The following is an 18,228-nucleotide window of genomic DNA, read 5'->3' as shown; positions in this document are numbered from 1 at the left end:
CTTGTATCTCACTCCTCTTCTTAGGTTTTAAGGCACTAAAAAGAACCTAAGCCTTTCTATTGCCTAGATTCTTAATTATTGTTCTTTTATAGCTCCAACTTCTTTAAGTACTTCTAGTACACATTCCTTAAGATTTAATAAATTAGGTACCTGGTCCACTGTATAAGTACCTCCCATTATTAATGTAACCCATACCTTTACGCATCCACTTTCTTTGTTAAATGTAAACATACTTATCAATCTCCTTTTTATTTTATTAATAATTTTAAGCATAAAAATAACACCTTCTAAACAGTTGGTGTTGACATTAGCATTGTTAGCTCTGCTATAGCTTTATTCTGTTTTTCTAACTCTTCCTTAAGCTTTTTATTTTCATCTTTTAAAATTTCTAACGGACTTGGTGGCATAACTATTGGTTTTTCTTCTATACTTCCGTTACTAGCTAAGTATTTTACAACTGTTCCATTATCATAAGTTACTATAATAAACTGAATGTCATCTTCTTCTATTAATTCTTCTTTAACTATATTCATAATCAAATCCTCCTATTCTAATGTATAAGTTATTCCTGAACTGAGCCATATATTTTCATAACCTAATCTTATTTCAACTTTACAACTTTTATTGAACTTTATTCCTTTATTGTGCATATAATAATAACGACTTTCAGTCAATATATCAATTTTTTCTAAGTACGGTAACTCAATTGAGTTGCCTCCTATAAAAAGTAGGGGGGATGTGTGACCTGGAACGTAACTCATATCTCCGTCATGGTATCTACATAATGTATTAATTATTCCTATACCAGCATAATAATTGTGTAATTTGACATCTAGTACTTCTAAAATAACTACCCCATCTATGGTTATTCTAATACTCCCGTAACCTTCGTAACTGGAACTATTGTTTTTATTTGATATATATGCATCAATTAAATAGCCTGAACCAGTTATATTAAGATAATCTTTAAATCCGTAATATTGTTTACTATAAGTATTCATATAAATAGTTTTTATAGGATTTGTATACATATGCGACTCTATAGTATCAATTTTCCTATTTACATCAGTTACTGTTTGGTTAACCCTATCCAAAGTAGCTTTATCAGCTATAAATACTTCTCCTGCCATTACTGTACCTCCCTATAATAAAGTAAGCCATTTTTAATTCCTAAGGTATATTTTTTATTGATAGTATCATCTTTTATTACTTTATCTGCTTTATTTGATGATAATTTAAGCACCTCATCATTTATCTTTTCATCTAAATTATCTATCTCTGCATTCAACTCTTTACTTTTTTCGGTTAAGTTATCTATCTCTGTATTTAACTCTTTAGAAAGCTCTTGTCTTGTTATTTTTCCATCCATTAAATCACCTTCTTTTTATAAAATAAAAAATCACCCTTCCTTATGGAATAGGTGTTACTCCTTGCATTGCTATTAAGTTCATAAGTTCAGCATTAGATTTTTCAAGTGCTACAATTCTATCTTTTAAAGTCACAATCTCTTCTTTATAAGTTGACTCCTCTCTTTTACCTTCTATATATTCATACCAAACGGTATTATCTTCTGGATTACAGTATAATACCGATATAAATCCTTCTCGTTTTTCTTGATAAGGTAGAATTTCTACTAATATTCCTTCTTTCTTTAACTCATCCTCCGTTTTATTCAAACCATGTGCATCATCAAATGGCATATAATGGACTGTACCAGGTCTATATTTACCTTCTTCTATCTTCTCTAAATTTCCTAAAAAAATCATATTCTAACCTCCTATAAAAAAGTTCTATATATATTATTTCCTAATGTAAAATAAACATAATTATCATATCCGTTGTTACTTATTTTAGATATATTATATTTATATCCATCTATCTTAAACTCTGGAAGAAGTGCTAATAAACTATTTTCAAGTTCTGTCTTTTTATATATATAGTTATACCAACAATAAATAAATACCCCCTTTACAAACCCATAAAATTTTATATATTTACCATTGTCCATATCTCTAACCAATTCTCCCGTAGCTATAACCATTTTTGTCTCATTTGTATATATATTTTTAAAATTAATTGCATAACCCTCATTAGTGGAACTCCCATACTTATTACTAAAATACATGTCTCCTGTTTTCATATTTAAATCAAACGCAGCCTCGTCATCTATTTCAAATATAGCGTTCAATGAATTTAGGTCATATCTTCTAATTTTGTAAAGTCCATGTGTATAGAGATTATTATCTTTTAATGTAAATAAAAAATGATCTTCATTCGGATAATCACTACCAGATATCCCCTTACTTGCAATCTTCTTTTTAGTATTTTTATCATATTTACTTAAATTAGATCCATAACTTGGAGAACCTTCTAGTGAATATATATAAATATACACATCATTTGAAAATACTTTTTTAACATACCCTGTTATCTGGGGATCAGGGATTGTTATTTCTTCTATTTTATTCCCATAGAGATCGTATTTATACACATGTACTGCTTGATTAGAGTCTTGATAGAAATCAAAAAAAGTATTATTAGATACATCTACTGCACTCGATTTATATATTTTATTATTCTTTAAATCTAATACCTTAGAATCTCTTAATAAAGCTACATCTTTTTCAATAAAATATTCTATTGACTTCCCTTTACTATCAATTACATTTTCATATTTTATTGTCTTTGGATTAAAATCTATAAGTGATTCATAAATATAAGATTTATTTAATATATTACTTATTTCGTCCCATGTATTATTTGTAGTTACCTCAATATCCTTTGACGTTAAAGCTGTAACTACTTTATTTTTAGCGTCAACGCCAGACGTAAAAACCTCATTTACTGCATTAACAAGGTTGCTTTTATTAGAAGTTTTTAGGCTACTTAATGTGCCTATCTCAGCATGGGTGTGATTACTAGGAGCTGCCCCCACATCTGATGCACTTAAAACTACTTTTCCAGTTTTATTATTTACACTCTCAACTGGTACCTTTATATTATCTATCTTTTTATCTAATTCTTCTATTCTACCTAAATCATTCTGCATATCCTTGGATAATTTATTTAAAGTTATACTCTCATCATAAATTAATTGACCATCATTAAAATGTATTGGAGATACAACATTCTTAGATACTAAGATAGTAAATGTAGTTCCCTTCTTCCAAACACCATTCATGTTTACTATGCTTATCCCATCATCAGCTATTTTATAGTCTTGATTCTTTGTTAAAAACACACTATTCTTAAATACCTGTATAGCATCTATAATCTTATTAAAAGCAGTAATTTCTCCATCTAGTATGCTTACTTTATTAGAATCTTCTTCTAAATTTATGGTGTTTTCTAAAACTTTTAATTTCCCAGTCTCTCTTTTTATCTTTTCTTCTAATGTTATTAAATCTTTCTGTGTAGCTAATATTACAGTAGGATCTACTTTAAGAGTTACACTGGAAGTATTACTTACCTCTAATATCATTCTTATTATTAAATCCTTGGCACTTCCCTCGGATATAATTGGTTTGTATGTTTCCGGATATTTACCTATAGCTATTAAATTTCCTTCATCATCTGTAACCCCAGCTTCCCTAATCATGAAGCCGCCTACTGAGCTAGGTATTACAACCTCTATAACTATCCAATTAGGATTCTCTGTATCTATTGTTATATTACTTATAGGCCCTTCCCATACTTTATTCTTAAGTTCCACTTGATCTTCTGTAGGATTGTAATAAGAATCCTTACTATCTCCTACCTGAAACTTAGTTAAATTTAATTTAGTGCCTAAAGCATTGCTATTAGCTATCTTAGCCTTACCTATCTTAGTTAGTATTGTATAAAATTGTTCTGTCATATTAAGCCTCCTTTCTAGGATAAATAGTTATGTTCTCCACTCCTGTATTATTTCCCATAGCTATATTTACCTTACCTTTACTTTCTATGTTCTTAGGACTCCATGGATATACTGTTACCTCTTCCCCTGCTGTAAGAGCCGAAGCATAATAAATTGGGAAGTTTATCTTTTGTACTAGTGTAGAATTCAATATCATATTACATGGAATAATGTATCTAAAATTATCTATTATTTCATAGAACATATTCCAATCAAAGGTATTTACCTCCACCTCGAATGTATATTTATCATTTATTACTTTTACCTTATAATTACCTTCACCAAATAAAGTTTTTAATTTTTGCTCTAAGGACCTCTGAGTTATAGGCATTTTATCCATCTTTCTATTCTTAAGCCTTAGCCTTCTCATACCTAAATCTTCCTTAGAACTATCTGCTTTTATCTTATATAAGCCTTCTAAATGCTTTATTCCATATTCTGTGGCAGTATCTATAAAGTTCTCATATAAGATTTTCATCTTACCTTTTTCAAGATTTTCTATTTCTATATCTTCTGCATAAGTGATCTCTTTAAAATCTTTTATATTAGCTATATCAGGTGGTAGGAAATCAATTAATTTCTTTCTCACTTAACTCCACCTCTTTCAATATTGGAACTTCTTCCGCTCCTAAGCTTAGGTTTTCTTCTTTACCATTTATCTTGGTATTAAATAAGTCTGCGACACCATCAATATTTAATATTCTAGCTTCAATCTGGCTTATTCTAACTATTGTATTATCTTCTTCATGCCATTGCTTTCTAAGTTGCTTTAAATATTCATTTATAGTCTTATTTATATCTTCTTGCACTTGTCCTATAGTTAATCCTCGCTTTAGTAAAAGTTTAGTCTCTATAGTTATCTCTATATCTTTAGCACCTTTTACAGTAACAACATGACCTACTGGAGCAATGCCTAGTCCTTTACCTTGGTTTTGTACTGGATCTAATATAGTTTGTACTTTATTAATCAAATCTGTTGTTGGTACTTCAAAAGAGCTATCTAAAAATACTATCTTTACTGTTCCGCCACCATTCCATATAGGAAATACTTTTACTGTTCCAACCCCATCTATGGACCTAGTATTAATTTTATAATCTGCTATATTCCCACCAAAAGGCTTTTCATTTAGATGATCTATATATCTACTAAATAAACTTTCATTAGTCTCAACATCTTCTCCTGGTATTAACAACTCTCCTAATGTTGCAATAGATAATCCTTCTATATATTCTATTGGTATTAATGGTCCTGTTATATAATTTCCTTCCATTCCTGTAGATTCACATTTCATTTTATATATACCATCAGATATTTTCTCTATAGCTATAAAATTAAAATCTTCTATGGAGAATCTACTGTTTAAAGGAATGTCCATTAAAGTATTATCTTGACTATAAAAATATCCTTTCTTTATGGAAGGTGTAGGCTGTTCTCTTTTAAGACCTTCCTCTGCAACTCTTAAATCTAAAAACTCCTCAGGCATATTGGGACTTGCAAAGGTATATTCTAAGAACCTATCCATATCTGAATACATTCTTGCTACTTCCATTGCTGCAGGAGCTAAAGCATTATAAATAATAGAACCTTCTCTTTTATCTAGATCATTAGGAATCTTATCCATCATTCTTTTTAATATGGTTTCCTCTGTATTTACTTCAAACATTATTACCTTAGCCTCCTCTCCTCTTGAAAGTCTCCATAAATAGAAAAGACAGTGAATCTTGCTAAAACACTATCTTTGCCATACTCAAATATAAGATTATCTATGTTTTTAATTCTATCATCTTGAAGTAAAGCTTCTTTTATTCTTCTCCTAAATTCACTTTCTGCTATATCTTTATCCTTGCCTATAACTCCCTTAAGCTCACTTCCATAATTCCAACTATAAATAAGGTACTCATATCTTTCTATAGATAATATAAGTTCTATGGATTGTTTAAGAGCTTCTATACCATCTGTAAACCCTAAGACTCTACCATCTTTTATTCTATAAGTTTTAGTAGGCTGTGTTAACTCTTTATTTATCTCTAAGTCACTATTTATTACGGCCCCTTGTGGTAATATATTAACTTCACTCATATTACACCACCTTGTCTAGTATTACATATTGCTGTCCACCTTGGATCCTTAAAAGTAATACTTTATCACCTTGCTTTAAACCCTCTCTAATAACTAATTTTCCTAAAGAATTAGAACTTATCCCTTCCGGAACACTATGATTATGCTCTAAGTCTACCTCATACCTAGTAAGGCTTTCAGGAACAATAAAAAAATCTCTAGGTAATATAAGTTTTTGATCTAATTTTATTTTAAGGTTATCTATATCTAATACTTCACCGAATAATATATTTAATGGATTGGTTGCTCCAACTGCATCAATTCCAGCCCTCTTTATAATATCTATCATTCCCATATCTACACCACCTTTAAATCAAAGTCCATAACAAGATTCCCATTAGAAAACTTATGAGTAGCATCTTCTATTAAATAATACTGGTTTATATCCTTTTCTTTTATCTCTACATATACACCTGCACCAGCTCTTAACTTTAAATCTTCTTTAATATCTGTACTAATAACATCTTTTAATTTTAATGTCTTACTTTCTTTATTTCTAAGTTTTAAAGTACTATCAACAAGTTCCTGTATTTGTGCCTTATTCATCTTCTCATCTACTTTTTTAAAGTATTGAAGTCTTCCCCACTTAGCAATATTCTTACTATCTTGTGCAATATACACATCTCTTCCTTTGGTTTCTTTATTATCTCTTACAATCTTAACTCTATTATAAGTTTCACTATCTATGCTATTTTTCCAATCATAATCACCTAAGTTATTATCATCAGAAATTACTATCTCTTGCTTTAAGTTATTTATATTCCTTAGGCAAAGTGATCCATAATCATCATATAAGGTATATGTCTGCTTTGTAGACATGAGAGTCTTCTCTAAAGCACTATAGATTATATCTAAAAGCTTTTTATCATCTTCCAATAAACTTGGTATAACATAGCCTGTATCTTCTACAGTTCCTACTCTTAACCCTACATCATTAGCTATTTGACTTATTATTTGACTAGCTTTTTTATTAGTAAATACATAAGTGTCATTATATAAAAGGTGTCTTATTTGGTCATAGGCTGTTACTTTTACAGTTGGGTTTTTGGATCCACCATTGTCAAATACATATCCATAGAAAACATTGCTGTTATTGACTTTAAAGCTAACTACATCACCATTACTTATAGAGATTTGTTTATCCTTTAATATTTCAAAATCCAAACTAGATGGCTTCCCGCTTCTTTTAGTTTTCCATGTAACATCTGTAATTAGCTCAGATATGTTCCAAACATCACCATTCTTATTATCTAGTAATAATTCTATATTTATATTAACCACCACCTATGGAAGCTTAAGAACTTGTCCTGGATAAATCTTTTCAGGAACACTTATTTTATCTTTATTTAAATTAAAGATTTCTCTCCATCTGTTACCATTGCCTAAATACCTTTTAGCTATATAGAAAAGGGTATCTCCACTAACTACAGTATGTGTATTAGTTTGTTTATTCTCTACTGGCCTTTGTGGAGGACTACTTTGTGCTGCTACTTTATTAGCGCTTGTATTATTAACTATTACTACCTTCTTAGATGCATATGTCCTGTATTTTTTAAACTCTATAGAATAATAGATATCTCCAACCTCTCCACCATTTTCACTAAGTTTAAAGTTTTCTATAGTGAATAGATCATTAACCTCTAGGGCACTTCCACCAGTAAATATAAATCTTATCTTTTGCCTTTTCTCTCTCCATTCCTTAATCTTAGAAATATAAAAGCTCGGTTCAAATAATTGCTCCGAGCTTACATATGGTCCCCTATTTTTAGGGAAAAAGCTTTCAAATGATATTTCTGTTAATTTAGGTAAGTTTATAGTGTTAATCTCTCCTAAGTTAATAACTTCAAAGGTTTTATTATCTCCATTTTCATCTATTTCTATCTTTTCAGGGAGTACAGGAATAGTAAACCCTTCCTCACCGCTACTAATACCTAAGTACATCTTATACATTAAGCATATACCCCCTCTGCACTATTAACTAACTCTGTTTCCATATAACTTTCTATCTTAGATATTATTTTATTAATATCTGCTTCCTCTTTAATATCTCCAGTGGTTACTTGTACAGTAGGTGTTAATGTAACGAAGTTCTGTATACTCTCTGCTTCTGCTAAATCCCTCATCATTTCTAAATGCTCATTGGAAACATCTATTTTATCATCTATATTTTTAAGATGCTTGTTGGCATCATTTAGTCCCTTTCCTTTACCACCTGACTTACCTCCACCCATGGATAGCTCTCCTGGACCTTTAGTTTTATTCCAAGCTCCTAAGTCTGGGTTAGGTAAACTTTTACCTATGTCTGGAACCTTAAACATATCCTTTATTCCAGTTATAGCACCACTGCCTTTTTTATATCCATATTTAAATTCATTACCATAATTCAACCTATCCATATGAAGAGAGCTAGAATCCATTCGCTCAACCTTTATCTTAGATTCACCAACTAAATCGTCCACTGCCCCTTGAAGTCCGTCTCTCCATCCATTTACTGCATCAGCTAGGTTAGAACCAAAAATAGTATCTATAGCTGAAGCTATGCTTTCAAGAATTCCAAGGACACTATCAGCCATACCTGCAAACAATCTCACTATTGCTCCTATAGGATCAACAAATACGTTAGCTAGAAATTCTGCAAAGATAGCAAACTTATTATAAATCAAAGCTATAATATCAATAACCAAATTAAATCCAGTTACAAATAAATTCCCTAAAAAAGCAAATAGGACTCCAAAAACTCCGCCTATAAATCCAGCTATTTGTTCAGCAGTTACTCCGCAACTATTTAGTATATATATGAATATTGCTATTGCACCTATTACTAACATTATGGGCCAGTTAACCATCATCCATGCTATAGCCATTGCAGCTACTGTTGTTATTGCATTCCATAATATAGGTATCAATATATATGCTAAATAAATTATTATGGCAATTAATATAGGTTGTATTATTCCCCAGTTATTTTGAACCACAACTCCTATCCCGCTAATAACATTTATAAATCCTAATGCTATTATTGTTATAATACTTAATCCAGTACCTATGGAATTAAAAAACTCTTGAAAACCTCCATTAGAAAATGCCTCATTTAGCTTTGTAAATACTGGAGCTAATATCTCCAAAGCTCCATTGCCAGCTTCTGCTAATGCTGTCTTAAAGTTCGATTTTAAATTATCAAACTGCGCCGCTGCTGATTGATTATATTGTTCCAACATTGACTCTGTAAATCCCTTTTTATTTAGCAATGTATCAAACTTACTTATAAATTCATCCATAGATTTTGAGGCTTTTAGTATCTCTGCATCTGCTTTACCAAAACCAAATCTCTCCTTTAGAGATACAAAGTCTCCTGACATAGCTTCTTTAAGAGCAAATCCAGCTCCTTCTAACCCTTGTGTTGGATCCATAAGAGTCAATCTTTCTGAGAGATTAGCTAGTTTATCCAAGCTATCAGTGTTTTTAGTAAATTGCATAAACTTCCTAGCGTTGGATGCGAAATCTTCAAATGCAAAAACAGATTCATTTGCTTTCTTTTGCAAATTATCAAAGTAAGCTGTTCCTACATCTTTATTACCCATAATACCTTGTAAAGTAAATAATTGTTGCTGTAATCCCATGGCCCCGCCTATTGTAGCAGTTATTCCTTCTCTAACAGCTTGAAATCCTAAGTAAGTACCAACAAGCCCTTTAACTTTCCCTGTTAAACCACCAGCCGATTGGGAACCTTTATTAAAAGAATTATTTAAATCATTCTGTGTTTTAGTAGCTTTGTTTTGGGAACTAGCTAATTGTGATAATCCAGTATTAGTTTTCTGTATTGCTGCATTAGTTGAATTTAATGTATTGGTGATTTTAATGTCTTTATTTGCTGAATTACTCAGTTTATCCATAGCCGATACTGTTGAATGTAATGCTTGTGTAACTTGTTGTAGTGGTCTTGTCATTTGGTCAAACATTTTTAAACTTGCTGATACTGTTGCTATGATTACCACCTCATTTTTAGGCAAAATAAAAACACCTACATTTAGTAAGTGTTTTATGTTAAATTCTTGTTAATAGCTCAGATTTTTTATTATTAAATTCTTCTTCTGTTAATATTCCTGAATCTTTTAATTCTGATAACTTTTTAATTTGTTCTAGTATATTCTCTTGATTATAAGAACTTAACCCTTCTTCATTAGCTTCATTATTATTTCTAAAATTTAATAATAACATCTTTCTATATATTTTCTCATCTACTTCAAGTAAACTTCTCTTACCATCTCTAAACTCTATAGCAATTACATACACACCCTTCTTTTTAGCTGATGCAGCTGCCAATAATCCTAATGGACCTAAAAATAAACTTCCCTGGTCTTCTTTTCACTATCAAATATCTCATAATCTTCAATTGTATTTTCATCTATCATTACTTTTTTAAATAATCCAGTTACAATTGTAATTCCTAAAGCAGTTACTATTACACTCTTGCCTTTATAATCTCCATCAATAACTTTATTTTTTGCCCCCATTTACTTAACCTCCATAGTATAGTATTACAAATACTATACTACTCTAAAACAGGTAATCATTTCAACTACTTCCTTCTTTTTACCTTAGATAAAGATTTCTTTTCACTTTCTACATGTATATCTATACTGCCATATATAAAAGCTTTCTCCTGTCTAGACATGTTAGCTAATACACTTGGAAGAATCTTTAATCTATGGAGGGCATAGTGTGCATAGTTAGCTTCACTATCACCCTCCTTTATTAGTTTTTTGCTTCTTCCATAAGCTCCTGAATACCTTTGTCATATCCATTTACTTCACTAACAACACTTGACCATTGTGAATATTCACCATCACTCATTTTACTTTTCATAGCTTTAATTAAATCTTCTGCCCCTATTACTCCCCATGCACCTTGTAGCTCTGCATTTTTAAAATCAGGGTAAGTAGTAGTTTCTATTATAAGGTTAGATAAATATTTCTCTTCATCTGTCTCCATTATCTTTTGTCCTTTAACAAACTTAACTTTCCTACACTTCTTTCTTATTTCATCTCCTAAAGTGGAAGATATGGGTTTAAACTTCATCTTTCTTTTTTTCCCCCCCATGGTTATTTCTCTTTCTATTTCCTCTACTTCCTCAAAACTATCCATTAAGAAATCTTTAAAACTGTTCATATTCTATACTCCTCCTCTATCCTAATACTGGTTTATTAAATTTATCTAATAGATCTACATCCTCAAAAGTAAATGCCATATCTTCTTCTAGAACTTCTGTGTCTATGTCAAAGGCTGCCATACTTACTTCATCCAAGTTACAATCTTTTAAAACAACTGTTTGTCTACCTATGCTACTTGTTGGGTCCTCGTTAGTTACAGTAATATCAAAGTAAACATCTTTACCTTCTTTCATATACTCAAGCATAAGCTCTCTAAATAAAGATGTGGCATAGTAAACAGTAAGTGTGCCTGTGCCTTTCCATCCTGCTGCCTTATTTTGTGTTCCTCTTTTACCTAAAGTTTTTATTTCTGTCTTTTGCTTTTCAACCTTAGATTCCAGTTTTTTAGCATAAAATAATTCTTCATTACGACCTTCTATAGTTATATAAGCCCTTGCCTCTTGCCCACTAATGGTATCTTTAGCTTTTAAGAATCCCATATTCTATCGCACCTCCAAATCCATATAAAGTTTTTCCATAGAGTCTATTGGTTGCACTCCAACCCTTGCTATCACGCTATCCTTGTCTTGTCCTTTTTCAACCTTAACGTCCTCTGGCACGACATTTTCAAGTGCATTTATACCTTGTAGCTGCTCTAAAAACTTAATTACATCCTTCTTAAACAGGTTTCTACCATCAGTATCATTGTCACCTTTTCCAATATAGGTTTCATCCCACAGAAACTTAGTGCCATTGTTTACCTCGAATAAAGTTCTTATTACCCTATTTTTTCTATAATCTTTTCCCTTGTCCTCTGTAAAAGTCTTTAATGTGTTTATATCCTGCTCTATAACAACTTTCCCATTATTAGTGGTAAATACTATTTCTCCATTCCTTAAAGCTTCTTCTATCTCTCTATTTGTGTATTTGGTATCTACATCAATAGCTCCGTCGTATTGAAGGTATGTGTTAGATTGATTTACATTTGCACCTGCAGTGGCCCCAGTTACAAATGCAACTGACTTATCAGAAGTTATTTCACTTCCATCATTAAGAACAACTCCGTTTTTAACACTTATAACATTCTCACTGTCTGCTTCAGGATAGTTTTCTAGTACTAATTGTACTTGCCTTCCTTCTTCTTTTAATCTTTTAATAAATGTTGTTGCAAATGCCTTTATACTAGCATCCTTAGTTGGTATACCCATAGTATGGAACTCGTAGGCTTCAATAGCTGCTAAGTAATCACTATAATTTTGATTAGTAACAGTTCCATCAGCTCCACCTTTAAGTGGCAGTCCTGAAGTAGCTTTTAATTCTCCAGTTCCTTTAAACTCAACATAATCATTGTTCTTTAGTTCCTCTATGATTTTAATGAGTTGTTTATCAACTTTATTGCCTTCAAACATAGTTATAACCTCAAACTGTGATGCATCATCTATGTTATTTTGAATTACTAAAGTGATATTGTTTCCCTTAGTTCCACTATATTTTGCATTAACAGTTAACCCATCTAATGTAGCGGTAGCCTTAGTGCCTTCATTAAGCCTATATAATAAAAGTGTTTTAGCCTTCTTAAATACTTCTTTAATAAGCAATACACTTTCATCAGCTATATTTATTCCTAGGGTCTTAGATAGATCATCATCCGCATGTATAGTAATTATTTGCTTTTCCGTCCCCCAAGGTAACACTAAGGGCATTGTAGCAATACCTCTTTCCCCTATTGGAGTCAATGCATCTTTTTTAGATTTAAAGTTTATATATGCTCCTGGTCTAATCTTATTTTCTTTAGTCCAAGTTCCTCCTGCCATCTATTCCACCTCTTTCTCATTAAAAGTTTCTAATACTTTCTCAACTTCTTTTAAGCTATAACTTTTTTCTTCTAGTAAAGCCTTAAGTATATCTTTTTCTATAACTGTAAACTTCTTTGAAGATAGTATTTGTTCTTTACTAAACTTAATTTCTTTGTCCATTCTTTAAACCTACCTCCTGTTTCAATCTATTCATTTTTGAAGCCTTTTCAACTTCCTTAACAACTTTATAGTTAAACTGCAAGAAGAAGTGTAGAACTCCATCTATAACCTCATGCGTCATACTATTAGACCTATATAGGCTATTACCTATAGATACATATTCAAGCACCTCATATAACTTATCAGCCATATCTAGACAGTCCATATTTATATCTTCTTTATCACTAAAGTAATGGATGTTAAAAGACACATTTTTCTTATATCTAGTATTTAATTCTTTGTCATGTGCTGAACTTAAAACCTTAATAAAAAAACAAGGCTCCTCAAAGCCCTGTTTAATTTCTTCACCATATATATTTATGTTAGAAAGTGCTTTATCTAAAGCCTGGTTAATTCCTATTCTTAGATCATTTATATTTACTATACTATCACCTACTTCAATAACACTTGGGTTGCTATTATAAATAATGCAGTTGCAATAAATAGTAACAAATCATATATTGCATCTAATTTCTTTCCTTGCTTAAATTTATCAAGAGAATAATAATTTACAATAATCATATAAAATAATAAACTAATAGTTAAAGCTATCTTCACATTACCACTTCCCTTATAACCTTCCATTCAATATTTGATTTAATAATTCTACTTGCTTTCTTTCTAAGAACTTAGGTAACTCTCTTTCTATTTCTTGCATAGATATTGTGGCCATAAACCTTCCTTCTACCCAAGACTTATGATTCCTAGTCCTATGTCCATACTCTACATAAGAAGCATACTCCACGTTATTAAATATCTCTATTACATAAGCATTACCATGTTTCTCTACGTTACCTACTTGCCAGTTTCTCCTTAAATGTCCACCTGTTTTACCTTCATAAACCCCTACTGGAGTCCTTTTCTTAATCTTTCTTTCAGCTCTAAATGCCATTTCTAAGAGAAATTCTTTTATCCATCTTTCAATTACTCTTTCATCTAAAGCCTTTTGAAAACTACTGGCCATTTTCTTGAACTCACTGCAATCAAAGCTCCCTAGTCTTCCCATTATGCTTTATCTTCCTTGTTTAAGATTACTTCTTGATGTGTACTATAAGGGAATCCTTCTCCAGCTTTATATTTAGTAGTTATATTTAAGGCATTGTTAGTTACTTCTATTTCATCCCCTTGTTTAATCTCAACCTCAGGAGCTATAAAAAGTTTAAGTTCATAAGAAACTTGATTTATAGTATCACTCTGATTATTTTTACTTAAGCTTTGTTTAGATACCCTACAAGATACATCCTCATATTTAATAAGAGTTCCCATTTTAGTTTCTTTAGTTAAAGGATCTTTATATTTTTCATAAACCTTTATATTACAAGTGCAATCATAAAAGCTCTCTATGGCTTTTCTAGCTTGTTTCCTAGCTTGTTTCCTAGCTTTCTCTATGCCTCTAAGCATACTACCATACCAACTTTCTATATTTATTAAGTTTAGCTTTATAGTCTTTTACTAAGCTATCTTTAAATTCAGAATTAGCACTTCTATAACTTACAGTAGTATCTCCTTCACTTATAGAAGAAATAGAACCTAAGGAACTTTCTTCTTCCCCTAGGTTCTCATTTCTGTATATGTCTATAGCCATTCTTAGAATAGTATTATTTAATGCTTCTGGTATTTCTTTTATATGACAATAACCTTTTATTATTTGATCTACATTTTCCAATGCAAATTCAAGTGAAAAATCCTTAGAATCATCTTCTAAAGATATGCCTAAAAGTTTCTTTAATTTATCTAGTTGAGTCATAAACTCACCTTCTTTTATAATTTATGTTTAAATGCTACTATTCTTATTTGTTTTGGTTCATATACTCTTTGCCAGTTTGCTTTATCTGTTAATTCTAATCTAGATGGTCCTTCTGTTTTTGCCACTTTAGTATTAGTAAACTTAACCCCTCTTGGATGTAATATCATTGTCTTTCTATTAATTAAGTAATCAACTCCTGAGCCTTTCTTCTTATCTCTATCCGTTTCAGTTGGTACAAATCCCACTGGATTACCATTACCTAAAGCTAAAGCTCCTTGACCAAATAGGTAAGTTGTATAAATCCCACCAGTATCTACGGGACATCCATCATCAACTATTACTCTTTTATCTTGATAAACTTCAAACTCTGAGCTATCTGATGGTCTTATTGTTTGAATTAGGTTCTGTTTCTTTAGTTCTGACTTAGTGGCACTATGCATCATAACACCTGTTAATAGTTCTTGAGCATCTCCTAACATTTGTTGTGCATCTATAAAGGCACTAGCTGACCACTTAGCCGCACCTTCTGTCATAGCTGATATATCTAAAAGATTCTCTTTTAGTGTTGGAGCTGAAAATATTCCTTTTAGAATTGCTATAAGCTCTTTCTGCATATCTCTAGTCCAAAATCCACTTACTAATTCTCCTATAGCTGCCATAGGGTCTTTACCTGCAAGAGCTGCTGATAAATCTGTTGCACTCCACATCTTAGCTCTTCTTATAATAGCTGCTACATCACTATTTGATGTAATCTTAGCTGCTTCTAAATCTGCATCCTCAATTATTTGCTCTGATTCTCCTGTTAAGTCCTCAAAGAATGGCATATTAATAAGTGGACTTGCTTGTGAAGCTAAACCATCAAACTCTGAGTTATTAGTTATAATTCCACTCTGCACTAATGCTGATTTCTCCATTGTTCTATTAACCACATAAGGGTTAAATAATTCTGGTACTATAATATCTGTTAATTTTGTTCCCATATCTTATCACCTTTCCTTTTATATATTTACTCCAGCTTGATCCATTAACTGTTTAGCATGTTCTGGATTTTCTTTAAATAATTTCCCTTGATCTGTTAAGTTGAAAGTTTCTTTTTTCCAAGGATTATACCCTTGTGGTGTTTTATTCCCATCCACAGGATTTACTCCTGAAAACTTAGTCTGTTGCTCTTCTACAAATAAATAGCTATCACTTTTTTGTAATGCTTCTATTTGCTCTTTAATTCCTATAATATTTTCACCATCTAACTTAACATCTTCTAAATTTAAAAGAGCTTTAACAGCCTTTGTATTTCTTACATTGGCACTCTTTAAAGCTCCTTCTAATACATAATTAAATTGCATATCTTGTATTTGCTTTTCATATTCATTAACTTTAGTTTCATACTCTCCTACCTTGGCTTGAAGCTCCTCATTATCCTTGTTATTTTTCTTTAGGTCATTGATAGTTGTATTCGCTGTTTTAAGTTGCTCGTTTAATGTATCAAATTTATCCTTAGCAACATGTTGTGAACCGTCTACTAAGTCCACATCTTTATATTTCTTTTGAATATCCTCTGGTATTTGAGAATAAGCTTCTCCTAATATTTCACTTAACTTTGGCATATTATCATTCCTTTCCTAATATTACTCTTTTCTAAACACTTTAAATACATCACCAATGTAGAAATGTGGATCTTGAATTATTGGCTTTAGTTCAATATCATAGCCATTGTCTTTTAAAACATTTATTACTATATCTTTCACATTAGGATCTGTAATGGCAAATTCTGATACTTGCCTTCTCACCGTTCCTTGATTTCCTTCCAAACTAATTCACCTCGCTTTCAGGCATAATAAAAGCACCTACTATTTCTACTTAATAAGTGCTTAATTAAATATCTCTATTTCTTTTATTTCATTCTCATATATTTCTACTAGTGAACCATTGTTATCTTCTACAATTATACTTGCAATCTCTGGATCATTGTCTAGTGCTTGAGTGTAAATACTATAAAATCCTTTAACTGTAGTACCATTAATACATGTTACTTTAACATTTTTCTTATATCCATCCTTAATATTAATCATTTTCTCACCTCTCTTAATGTTGGAACAACATGAGTTCCTTTTTTAGAATAATGTATAATAGCCTTATTAGTTTCCATAGCATTTCCTTCAATATCAAATGTTACACCTAATGTTTTATCAACTTCTATAAGTTCCTTATTACTCCAGTCTCCTTTATTGTCTCTTAATATATTCCCAGTTCCAGCATATTCATTAACTATTTGTTGTAATTCTTCTGTTGTAATACCCATATAACTTCTACCTTCAATATAGTTGTTGTGGCCTAAAATATGCTTACCTTGTTTTCCAATCAATATTTCTTTAGATAGTTCATCTGATTTAATATGATTTCTTACATTTTGGTCTTTATAAGTTAATTCTAGCTTATCCCATTCATTAATATTATTATACTTTAACTCCTGAAAATCAGCAAAAGATTTAGGTATTTCTTTTCCTAAAATTTCTTTATATTTCTCAAATTGCTGTTTATCGCTAGATTTATTTTGAACTTTCTTTTCTTCTGCTAATGCTTTTGGATTATTAGCAACATTCTCTTTATACCATTGCTCATAATTCATACTTCCATCTACATAATAGGTATTCCCTTCATGATCTCTAGCAATTCTTTCTACGTCTAATGAATCTGGGAAGTAAGCTACTGTAGTAGTTCTACAATTAGGGTGAAATGGTGGGGCATTGACTCCTATTTCTTTTTCACTGACCTTAAATATCTTACCATCCATAGATCTACATATCTTACTAGTGTGTAAATCTAATGTAGCAAGTATTTCATATTCCTTAACAACTCCACTAGAATCATAACTGTTAAAAGTAGCTTTACTTACTATATTTGCACTTTCTGTATTAACTAATGTCCTAGCTCTATTCTTAGCTACTTCCATTCTCTCAGTCACTATCTTAGAAGTCTTATCTATAGAGTCTCCTCTAATGAAGGCCTGTGTAAGATTGGTCTGCAGCTCCATTATTAATTTCTCTTTATTCTTCCATATCCTACTACTATAATTGTCACCATGCCATGGCTCTGTAATTACTTTATTAATTGTATTAGTATCTAACTTAGCAAAATTAATCCCTATCCCTAATCCTTTATGAACTTCATATATATTTCTATAATAGGTATCTTTATAGATACCTCCTAGAAGTTTTGTAGCTCCATCTTGTTGTTTAACATATAAATTCTCTAGTGAGTTTCTTATCTGCGTTTGTAGGGCTTGTAGCCTTGTTACTCTAACC

29 protein-coding genes are annotated in these 18,228 nt (G+C 31.1%); all 29 read right to left on the bottom strand.

The features are described from left to right. Positions 1 to 75: 75 nt before the first annotated feature. Complete coding sequence (locus AB2369_RS03780) at positions 76 to 231, bottom strand: hypothetical protein (protein WP_367665140.1); 156 nt, start codon at positions 229 to 231, stop codon at positions 76 to 78. Between the two features lie 56 nt (positions 232 to 287). Beyond that, the gene (locus AB2369_RS03775; RefSeq protein ID WP_367665139.1) at positions 288 to 533 is read right to left on the bottom strand and encodes a hypothetical protein; all 246 of its coding nucleotides are present in this window, start codon (positions 531 to 533) and stop codon (positions 288 to 290) included. Positions 534 to 545: 12 nt separating this feature from the next. After that, positions 546 to 1,130 (bottom strand): hypothetical protein, encoded by a 585-nt coding sequence (locus tag AB2369_RS03770; protein ID WP_367665138.1) that lies wholly within the window; start codon positions 1,128 to 1,130, stop codon positions 546 to 548. Continuing rightward, positions 1,130 to 1,369: a hypothetical protein gene (locus AB2369_RS03765; protein WP_367665137.1), complete on the bottom strand. Its 240-nt coding sequence runs from the start codon at positions 1,367 to 1,369 to the stop codon at positions 1,130 to 1,132. The genes AB2369_RS03770 and AB2369_RS03765 overlap by 1 nt, the downstream gene beginning before the upstream one ends. 40 nt (positions 1,370 to 1,409) lie before the next feature. Beyond that, the gene (locus AB2369_RS03760; protein ID WP_367665136.1) at positions 1,410 to 1,766 is read right to left on the bottom strand and encodes a hypothetical protein; all 357 of its coding nucleotides are present in this window, start codon (positions 1,764 to 1,766) and stop codon (positions 1,410 to 1,412) included. An 11-nt stretch (positions 1,767 to 1,777) separates the two neighbouring features. After that, positions 1,778 to 3,856: a phage tail protein gene (locus tag AB2369_RS03755; protein ID WP_367665135.1), complete on the bottom strand. Its 2,079-nt coding sequence runs from the start codon at positions 3,854 to 3,856 to the stop codon at positions 1,778 to 1,780. Between the two features lies 1 nt (position 3,857). Next, on the bottom strand, positions 3,858 to 4,484 hold the full coding sequence (locus AB2369_RS03750) for a putative phage tail protein (protein WP_367665134.1): 627 nt from the start codon (positions 4,482 to 4,484) through the stop codon (positions 3,858 to 3,860). Next, on the bottom strand, positions 4,465 to 5,559 hold the full coding sequence (locus tag AB2369_RS03745) for a baseplate J/gp47 family protein (RefSeq protein WP_367665133.1): 1,095 nt from the start codon (positions 5,557 to 5,559) through the stop codon (positions 4,465 to 4,467). The genes AB2369_RS03750 and AB2369_RS03745 overlap by 20 nt, the downstream gene beginning before the upstream one ends. A 2-nt stretch (positions 5,560 to 5,561) precedes the next feature. Next, the gene (locus AB2369_RS03740; RefSeq protein WP_367665132.1) at positions 5,562 to 5,975 is read right to left on the bottom strand and encodes a DUF2634 domain-containing protein; all 414 of its coding nucleotides are present in this window, start codon (positions 5,973 to 5,975) and stop codon (positions 5,562 to 5,564) included. Position 5,976: 1 nt separating this feature from the next. Then, entirely contained in the window at positions 5,977 to 6,309 is a 333-nt protein-coding gene (locus tag AB2369_RS03735) for a DUF2577 domain-containing protein (RefSeq protein ID WP_367665131.1), read from the bottom strand. 2 nt (positions 6,310 to 6,311) lie between these two features. Beyond that, entirely contained in the window at positions 6,312 to 7,286 is a 975-nt protein-coding gene (locus AB2369_RS03730; RefSeq protein WP_367665142.1) for a hypothetical protein, read from the bottom strand. A gap of 12 nt (positions 7,287 to 7,298) precedes the next feature. Beyond that, positions 7,299 to 7,964, bottom strand: coding sequence for a LysM peptidoglycan-binding domain-containing protein (locus AB2369_RS03725; protein ID WP_367665130.1), 666 nt, complete (start codon positions 7,962 to 7,964; stop codon positions 7,299 to 7,301). Beyond that, positions 7,964 to 10,024 carry a hypothetical protein gene (locus tag AB2369_RS03720; RefSeq protein WP_367665129.1) on the bottom strand — a complete coding sequence of 687 codons (2,061 nt, stop codon included), beginning with the start codon at positions 10,022 to 10,024 and terminating at the stop codon, positions 7,964 to 7,966. Before AB2369_RS03720 ends, AB2369_RS03725 begins: the two co-directional genes overlap by 1 nt. A gap of 34 nt (positions 10,025 to 10,058) precedes the next feature. Continuing rightward, the gene (locus tag AB2369_RS03715) at positions 10,059 to 10,337 is read right to left on the bottom strand and encodes an SHOCT domain-containing protein (RefSeq protein WP_367665128.1); all 279 of its coding nucleotides are present in this window, start codon (positions 10,335 to 10,337) and stop codon (positions 10,059 to 10,061) included. A gap of 14 nt (positions 10,338 to 10,351) precedes the next feature. Further along, positions 10,352 to 10,528 carry a hypothetical protein gene (locus AB2369_RS03710; protein WP_367665127.1) on the bottom strand — a complete coding sequence of 59 codons (177 nt, stop codon included), beginning with the start codon at positions 10,526 to 10,528 and terminating at the stop codon, positions 10,352 to 10,354. Between the two features lie 241 nt (positions 10,529 to 10,769). Then, positions 10,770 to 11,183 (bottom strand): hypothetical protein, encoded by a 414-nt coding sequence (locus AB2369_RS03705; protein WP_367665126.1) that lies wholly within the window; start codon positions 11,181 to 11,183, stop codon positions 10,770 to 10,772. 16 nt (positions 11,184 to 11,199) lie between these two features. Further along, on the bottom strand, positions 11,200 to 11,664 hold the full coding sequence (locus AB2369_RS03700; RefSeq protein WP_367665125.1) for a phage tail tube protein: 465 nt from the start codon (positions 11,662 to 11,664) through the stop codon (positions 11,200 to 11,202). A 3-nt stretch (positions 11,665 to 11,667) separates the two neighbouring features. Next, on the bottom strand, positions 11,668 to 12,978 hold the full coding sequence (locus tag AB2369_RS03695) for a phage tail sheath family protein (protein ID WP_367665124.1): 1,311 nt from the start codon (positions 12,976 to 12,978) through the stop codon (positions 11,668 to 11,670). Next, positions 12,979 to 13,140 (bottom strand): hypothetical protein, encoded by a 162-nt coding sequence (locus AB2369_RS03690; RefSeq protein WP_367665123.1) that lies wholly within the window; start codon positions 13,138 to 13,140, stop codon positions 12,979 to 12,981. Then, positions 13,124 to 13,564: a DUF6838 family protein gene (locus AB2369_RS03685; protein ID WP_367665141.1), complete on the bottom strand. Its 441-nt coding sequence runs from the start codon at positions 13,562 to 13,564 to the stop codon at positions 13,124 to 13,126. The genes AB2369_RS03690 and AB2369_RS03685 overlap by 17 nt, the downstream gene beginning before the upstream one ends. An 8-nt stretch (positions 13,565 to 13,572) precedes the next feature. Next, complete coding sequence (locus AB2369_RS03680) at positions 13,573 to 13,737, bottom strand: hypothetical protein (protein ID WP_367665122.1); 165 nt, start codon at positions 13,735 to 13,737, stop codon at positions 13,573 to 13,575. A gap of 13 nt (positions 13,738 to 13,750) precedes the next feature. Further along, positions 13,751 to 14,185 carry an HK97 gp10 family phage protein gene (locus tag AB2369_RS03675; RefSeq protein WP_367665121.1) on the bottom strand — a complete coding sequence of 145 codons (435 nt, stop codon included), beginning with the start codon at positions 14,183 to 14,185 and terminating at the stop codon, positions 13,751 to 13,753. Continuing rightward, positions 14,185 to 14,580 (bottom strand): hypothetical protein, encoded by a 396-nt coding sequence (locus AB2369_RS03670; protein ID WP_367665120.1) that lies wholly within the window; start codon positions 14,578 to 14,580, stop codon positions 14,185 to 14,187. Before AB2369_RS03670 ends, AB2369_RS03675 begins: the two co-directional genes overlap by 1 nt. A 1-nt stretch (position 14,581) precedes the next feature. Continuing rightward, entirely contained in the window at positions 14,582 to 14,926 is a 345-nt protein-coding gene (locus AB2369_RS03665) for a phage head-tail connector protein (protein ID WP_367665119.1), read from the bottom strand. A 14-nt stretch (positions 14,927 to 14,940) separates the two neighbouring features. After that, positions 14,941 to 15,906 carry a major capsid protein gene (locus tag AB2369_RS03660; protein ID WP_367665118.1) on the bottom strand — a complete coding sequence of 322 codons (966 nt, stop codon included), beginning with the start codon at positions 15,904 to 15,906 and terminating at the stop codon, positions 14,941 to 14,943. Between the two features lie 18 nt (positions 15,907 to 15,924). After that, the gene (locus AB2369_RS03655) at positions 15,925 to 16,530 is read right to left on the bottom strand and encodes a phage scaffolding protein (RefSeq protein ID WP_367665117.1); all 606 of its coding nucleotides are present in this window, start codon (positions 16,528 to 16,530) and stop codon (positions 15,925 to 15,927) included. A 21-nt stretch (positions 16,531 to 16,551) separates the two neighbouring features. Then, entirely contained in the window at positions 16,552 to 16,734 is a 183-nt protein-coding gene (locus AB2369_RS03650) for a hypothetical protein (protein ID WP_367665116.1), read from the bottom strand. Positions 16,735 to 16,794: 60 nt separating this feature from the next. Continuing rightward, positions 16,795 to 16,995, bottom strand: a complete 201-nt coding sequence (locus AB2369_RS03645) for a hypothetical protein (protein WP_367665115.1) — start codon at positions 16,993 to 16,995, stop codon at positions 16,795 to 16,797. Continuing rightward, positions 16,992 to 18,228, bottom strand: a 1,237-nt coding sequence (locus AB2369_RS03640; protein ID WP_367665114.1) for a polymorphic toxin type 50 domain-containing protein, incomplete at its 5' end; no start/stop codon positions are given. The genes AB2369_RS03640 and AB2369_RS03645, both read right to left, overlap by 4 nt.

This window comes from Clostridium sp., from assembly GCF_040797585.1.
Classification (GTDB): Bacteria; Bacillota; Clostridia; order Clostridiales; family Clostridiaceae; genus Clostridium_Z.
The sequence above is the reverse complement of the archived record's forward strand: the minus strand, read 5'-3'. Positions and strand labels throughout refer to the sequence as shown.

What these genes read in the sequence shown, in the direction of transcription:
- AB2369_RS03705 (WP_367665126.1), bottom strand. Translation starts at nt 11,183, where the DNA reads ATGAACAGTTTTAAAGATTTCTTAATGGATAGTTTTGAGGAAGTAGAG.
- AB2369_RS03765 (WP_367665137.1), bottom strand. Translation starts at nt 1,369, where the DNA reads ATGGATGGAAAAATAACAAGACAAGAGCTTTCTAAAGAGTTAAATACA.
- AB2369_RS03655 (WP_367665117.1), bottom strand. Translation starts at nt 16,530, where the DNA reads ATGCCAAAGTTAAGTGAAATATTAGGAGAAGCTTATTCTCAAATACCA.
- AB2369_RS03745 (WP_367665133.1), bottom strand. Translation starts at nt 5,559, where the DNA reads ATGTTTGAAGTAAATACAGAGGAAACCATATTAAAAAGAATGATGGAT.
- AB2369_RS03740 (WP_367665132.1), bottom strand. Translation starts at nt 5,975, where the DNA reads ATGAGTGAAGTTAATATATTACCACAAGGGGCCGTAATAAATAGTGAC.
- AB2369_RS03660 (WP_367665118.1), bottom strand. Translation starts at nt 15,906, where the DNA reads ATGGGAACAAAATTAACAGATATTATAGTACCAGAATTATTTAACCCT.
- AB2369_RS03645 (WP_367665115.1), bottom strand. Translation starts at nt 16,995, where the DNA reads ATGATTAATATTAAGGATGGATATAAGAAAAATGTTAAAGTAACATGT.
- AB2369_RS03670 (WP_367665120.1), bottom strand. Translation starts at nt 14,580, where the DNA reads ATGCTTAGAGGCATAGAGAAAGCTAGGAAACAAGCTAGGAAACAAGCT.
- AB2369_RS03710 (WP_367665127.1), bottom strand. Translation starts at nt 10,528, where the DNA reads ATGGGGGCAAAAAATAAAGTTATTGATGGAGATTATAAAGGCAAGAGT.
- AB2369_RS03700 (WP_367665125.1), bottom strand. Translation starts at nt 11,664, where the DNA reads ATGGGATTCTTAAAAGCTAAAGATACCATTAGTGGGCAAGAGGCAAGG.
- AB2369_RS03695 (WP_367665124.1), bottom strand. Translation starts at nt 12,978, where the DNA reads ATGGCAGGAGGAACTTGGACTAAAGAAAATAAGATTAGACCAGGAGCA.
- AB2369_RS03770 (WP_367665138.1), bottom strand. Translation starts at nt 1,130, where the DNA reads ATGGCAGGAGAAGTATTTATAGCTGATAAAGCTACTTTGGATAGGGTT.
- AB2369_RS03735 (WP_367665131.1), bottom strand. Translation starts at nt 6,309, where the DNA reads ATGGGAATGATAGATATTATAAAGAGGGCTGGAATTGATGCAGTTGGA.
- AB2369_RS03665 (WP_367665119.1), bottom strand. Translation starts at nt 14,926, where the DNA reads ATGACTCAACTAGATAAATTAAAGAAACTTTTAGGCATATCTTTAGAA.
- AB2369_RS03760 (WP_367665136.1), bottom strand. Translation starts at nt 1,766, where the DNA reads ATGATTTTTTTAGGAAATTTAGAGAAGATAGAAGAAGGTAAATATAGA.
- AB2369_RS03775 (WP_367665139.1), bottom strand. Translation starts at nt 533, where the DNA reads ATGAATATAGTTAAAGAAGAATTAATAGAAGAAGATGACATTCAGTTT.
- AB2369_RS03725 (WP_367665130.1), bottom strand. Translation starts at nt 7,964, where the DNA reads ATGTATAAGATGTACTTAGGTATTAGTAGCGGTGAGGAAGGGTTTACT.
- AB2369_RS03690 (WP_367665123.1), bottom strand. Translation starts at nt 13,140, where the DNA reads ATGGACAAAGAAATTAAGTTTAGTAAAGAACAAATACTATCTTCAAAG.
- AB2369_RS03675 (WP_367665121.1), bottom strand. Translation starts at nt 14,185, where the DNA reads ATGGGAAGACTAGGGAGCTTTGATTGCAGTGAGTTCAAGAAAATGGCC.
- AB2369_RS03755 (WP_367665135.1), bottom strand. Translation starts at nt 3,856, where the DNA reads ATGACAGAACAATTTTATACAATACTAACTAAGATAGGTAAGGCTAAG.
- AB2369_RS03780 (WP_367665140.1), bottom strand. Translation starts at nt 231, where the DNA reads ATGTTTACATTTAACAAAGAAAGTGGATGCGTAAAGGTATGGGTTACA.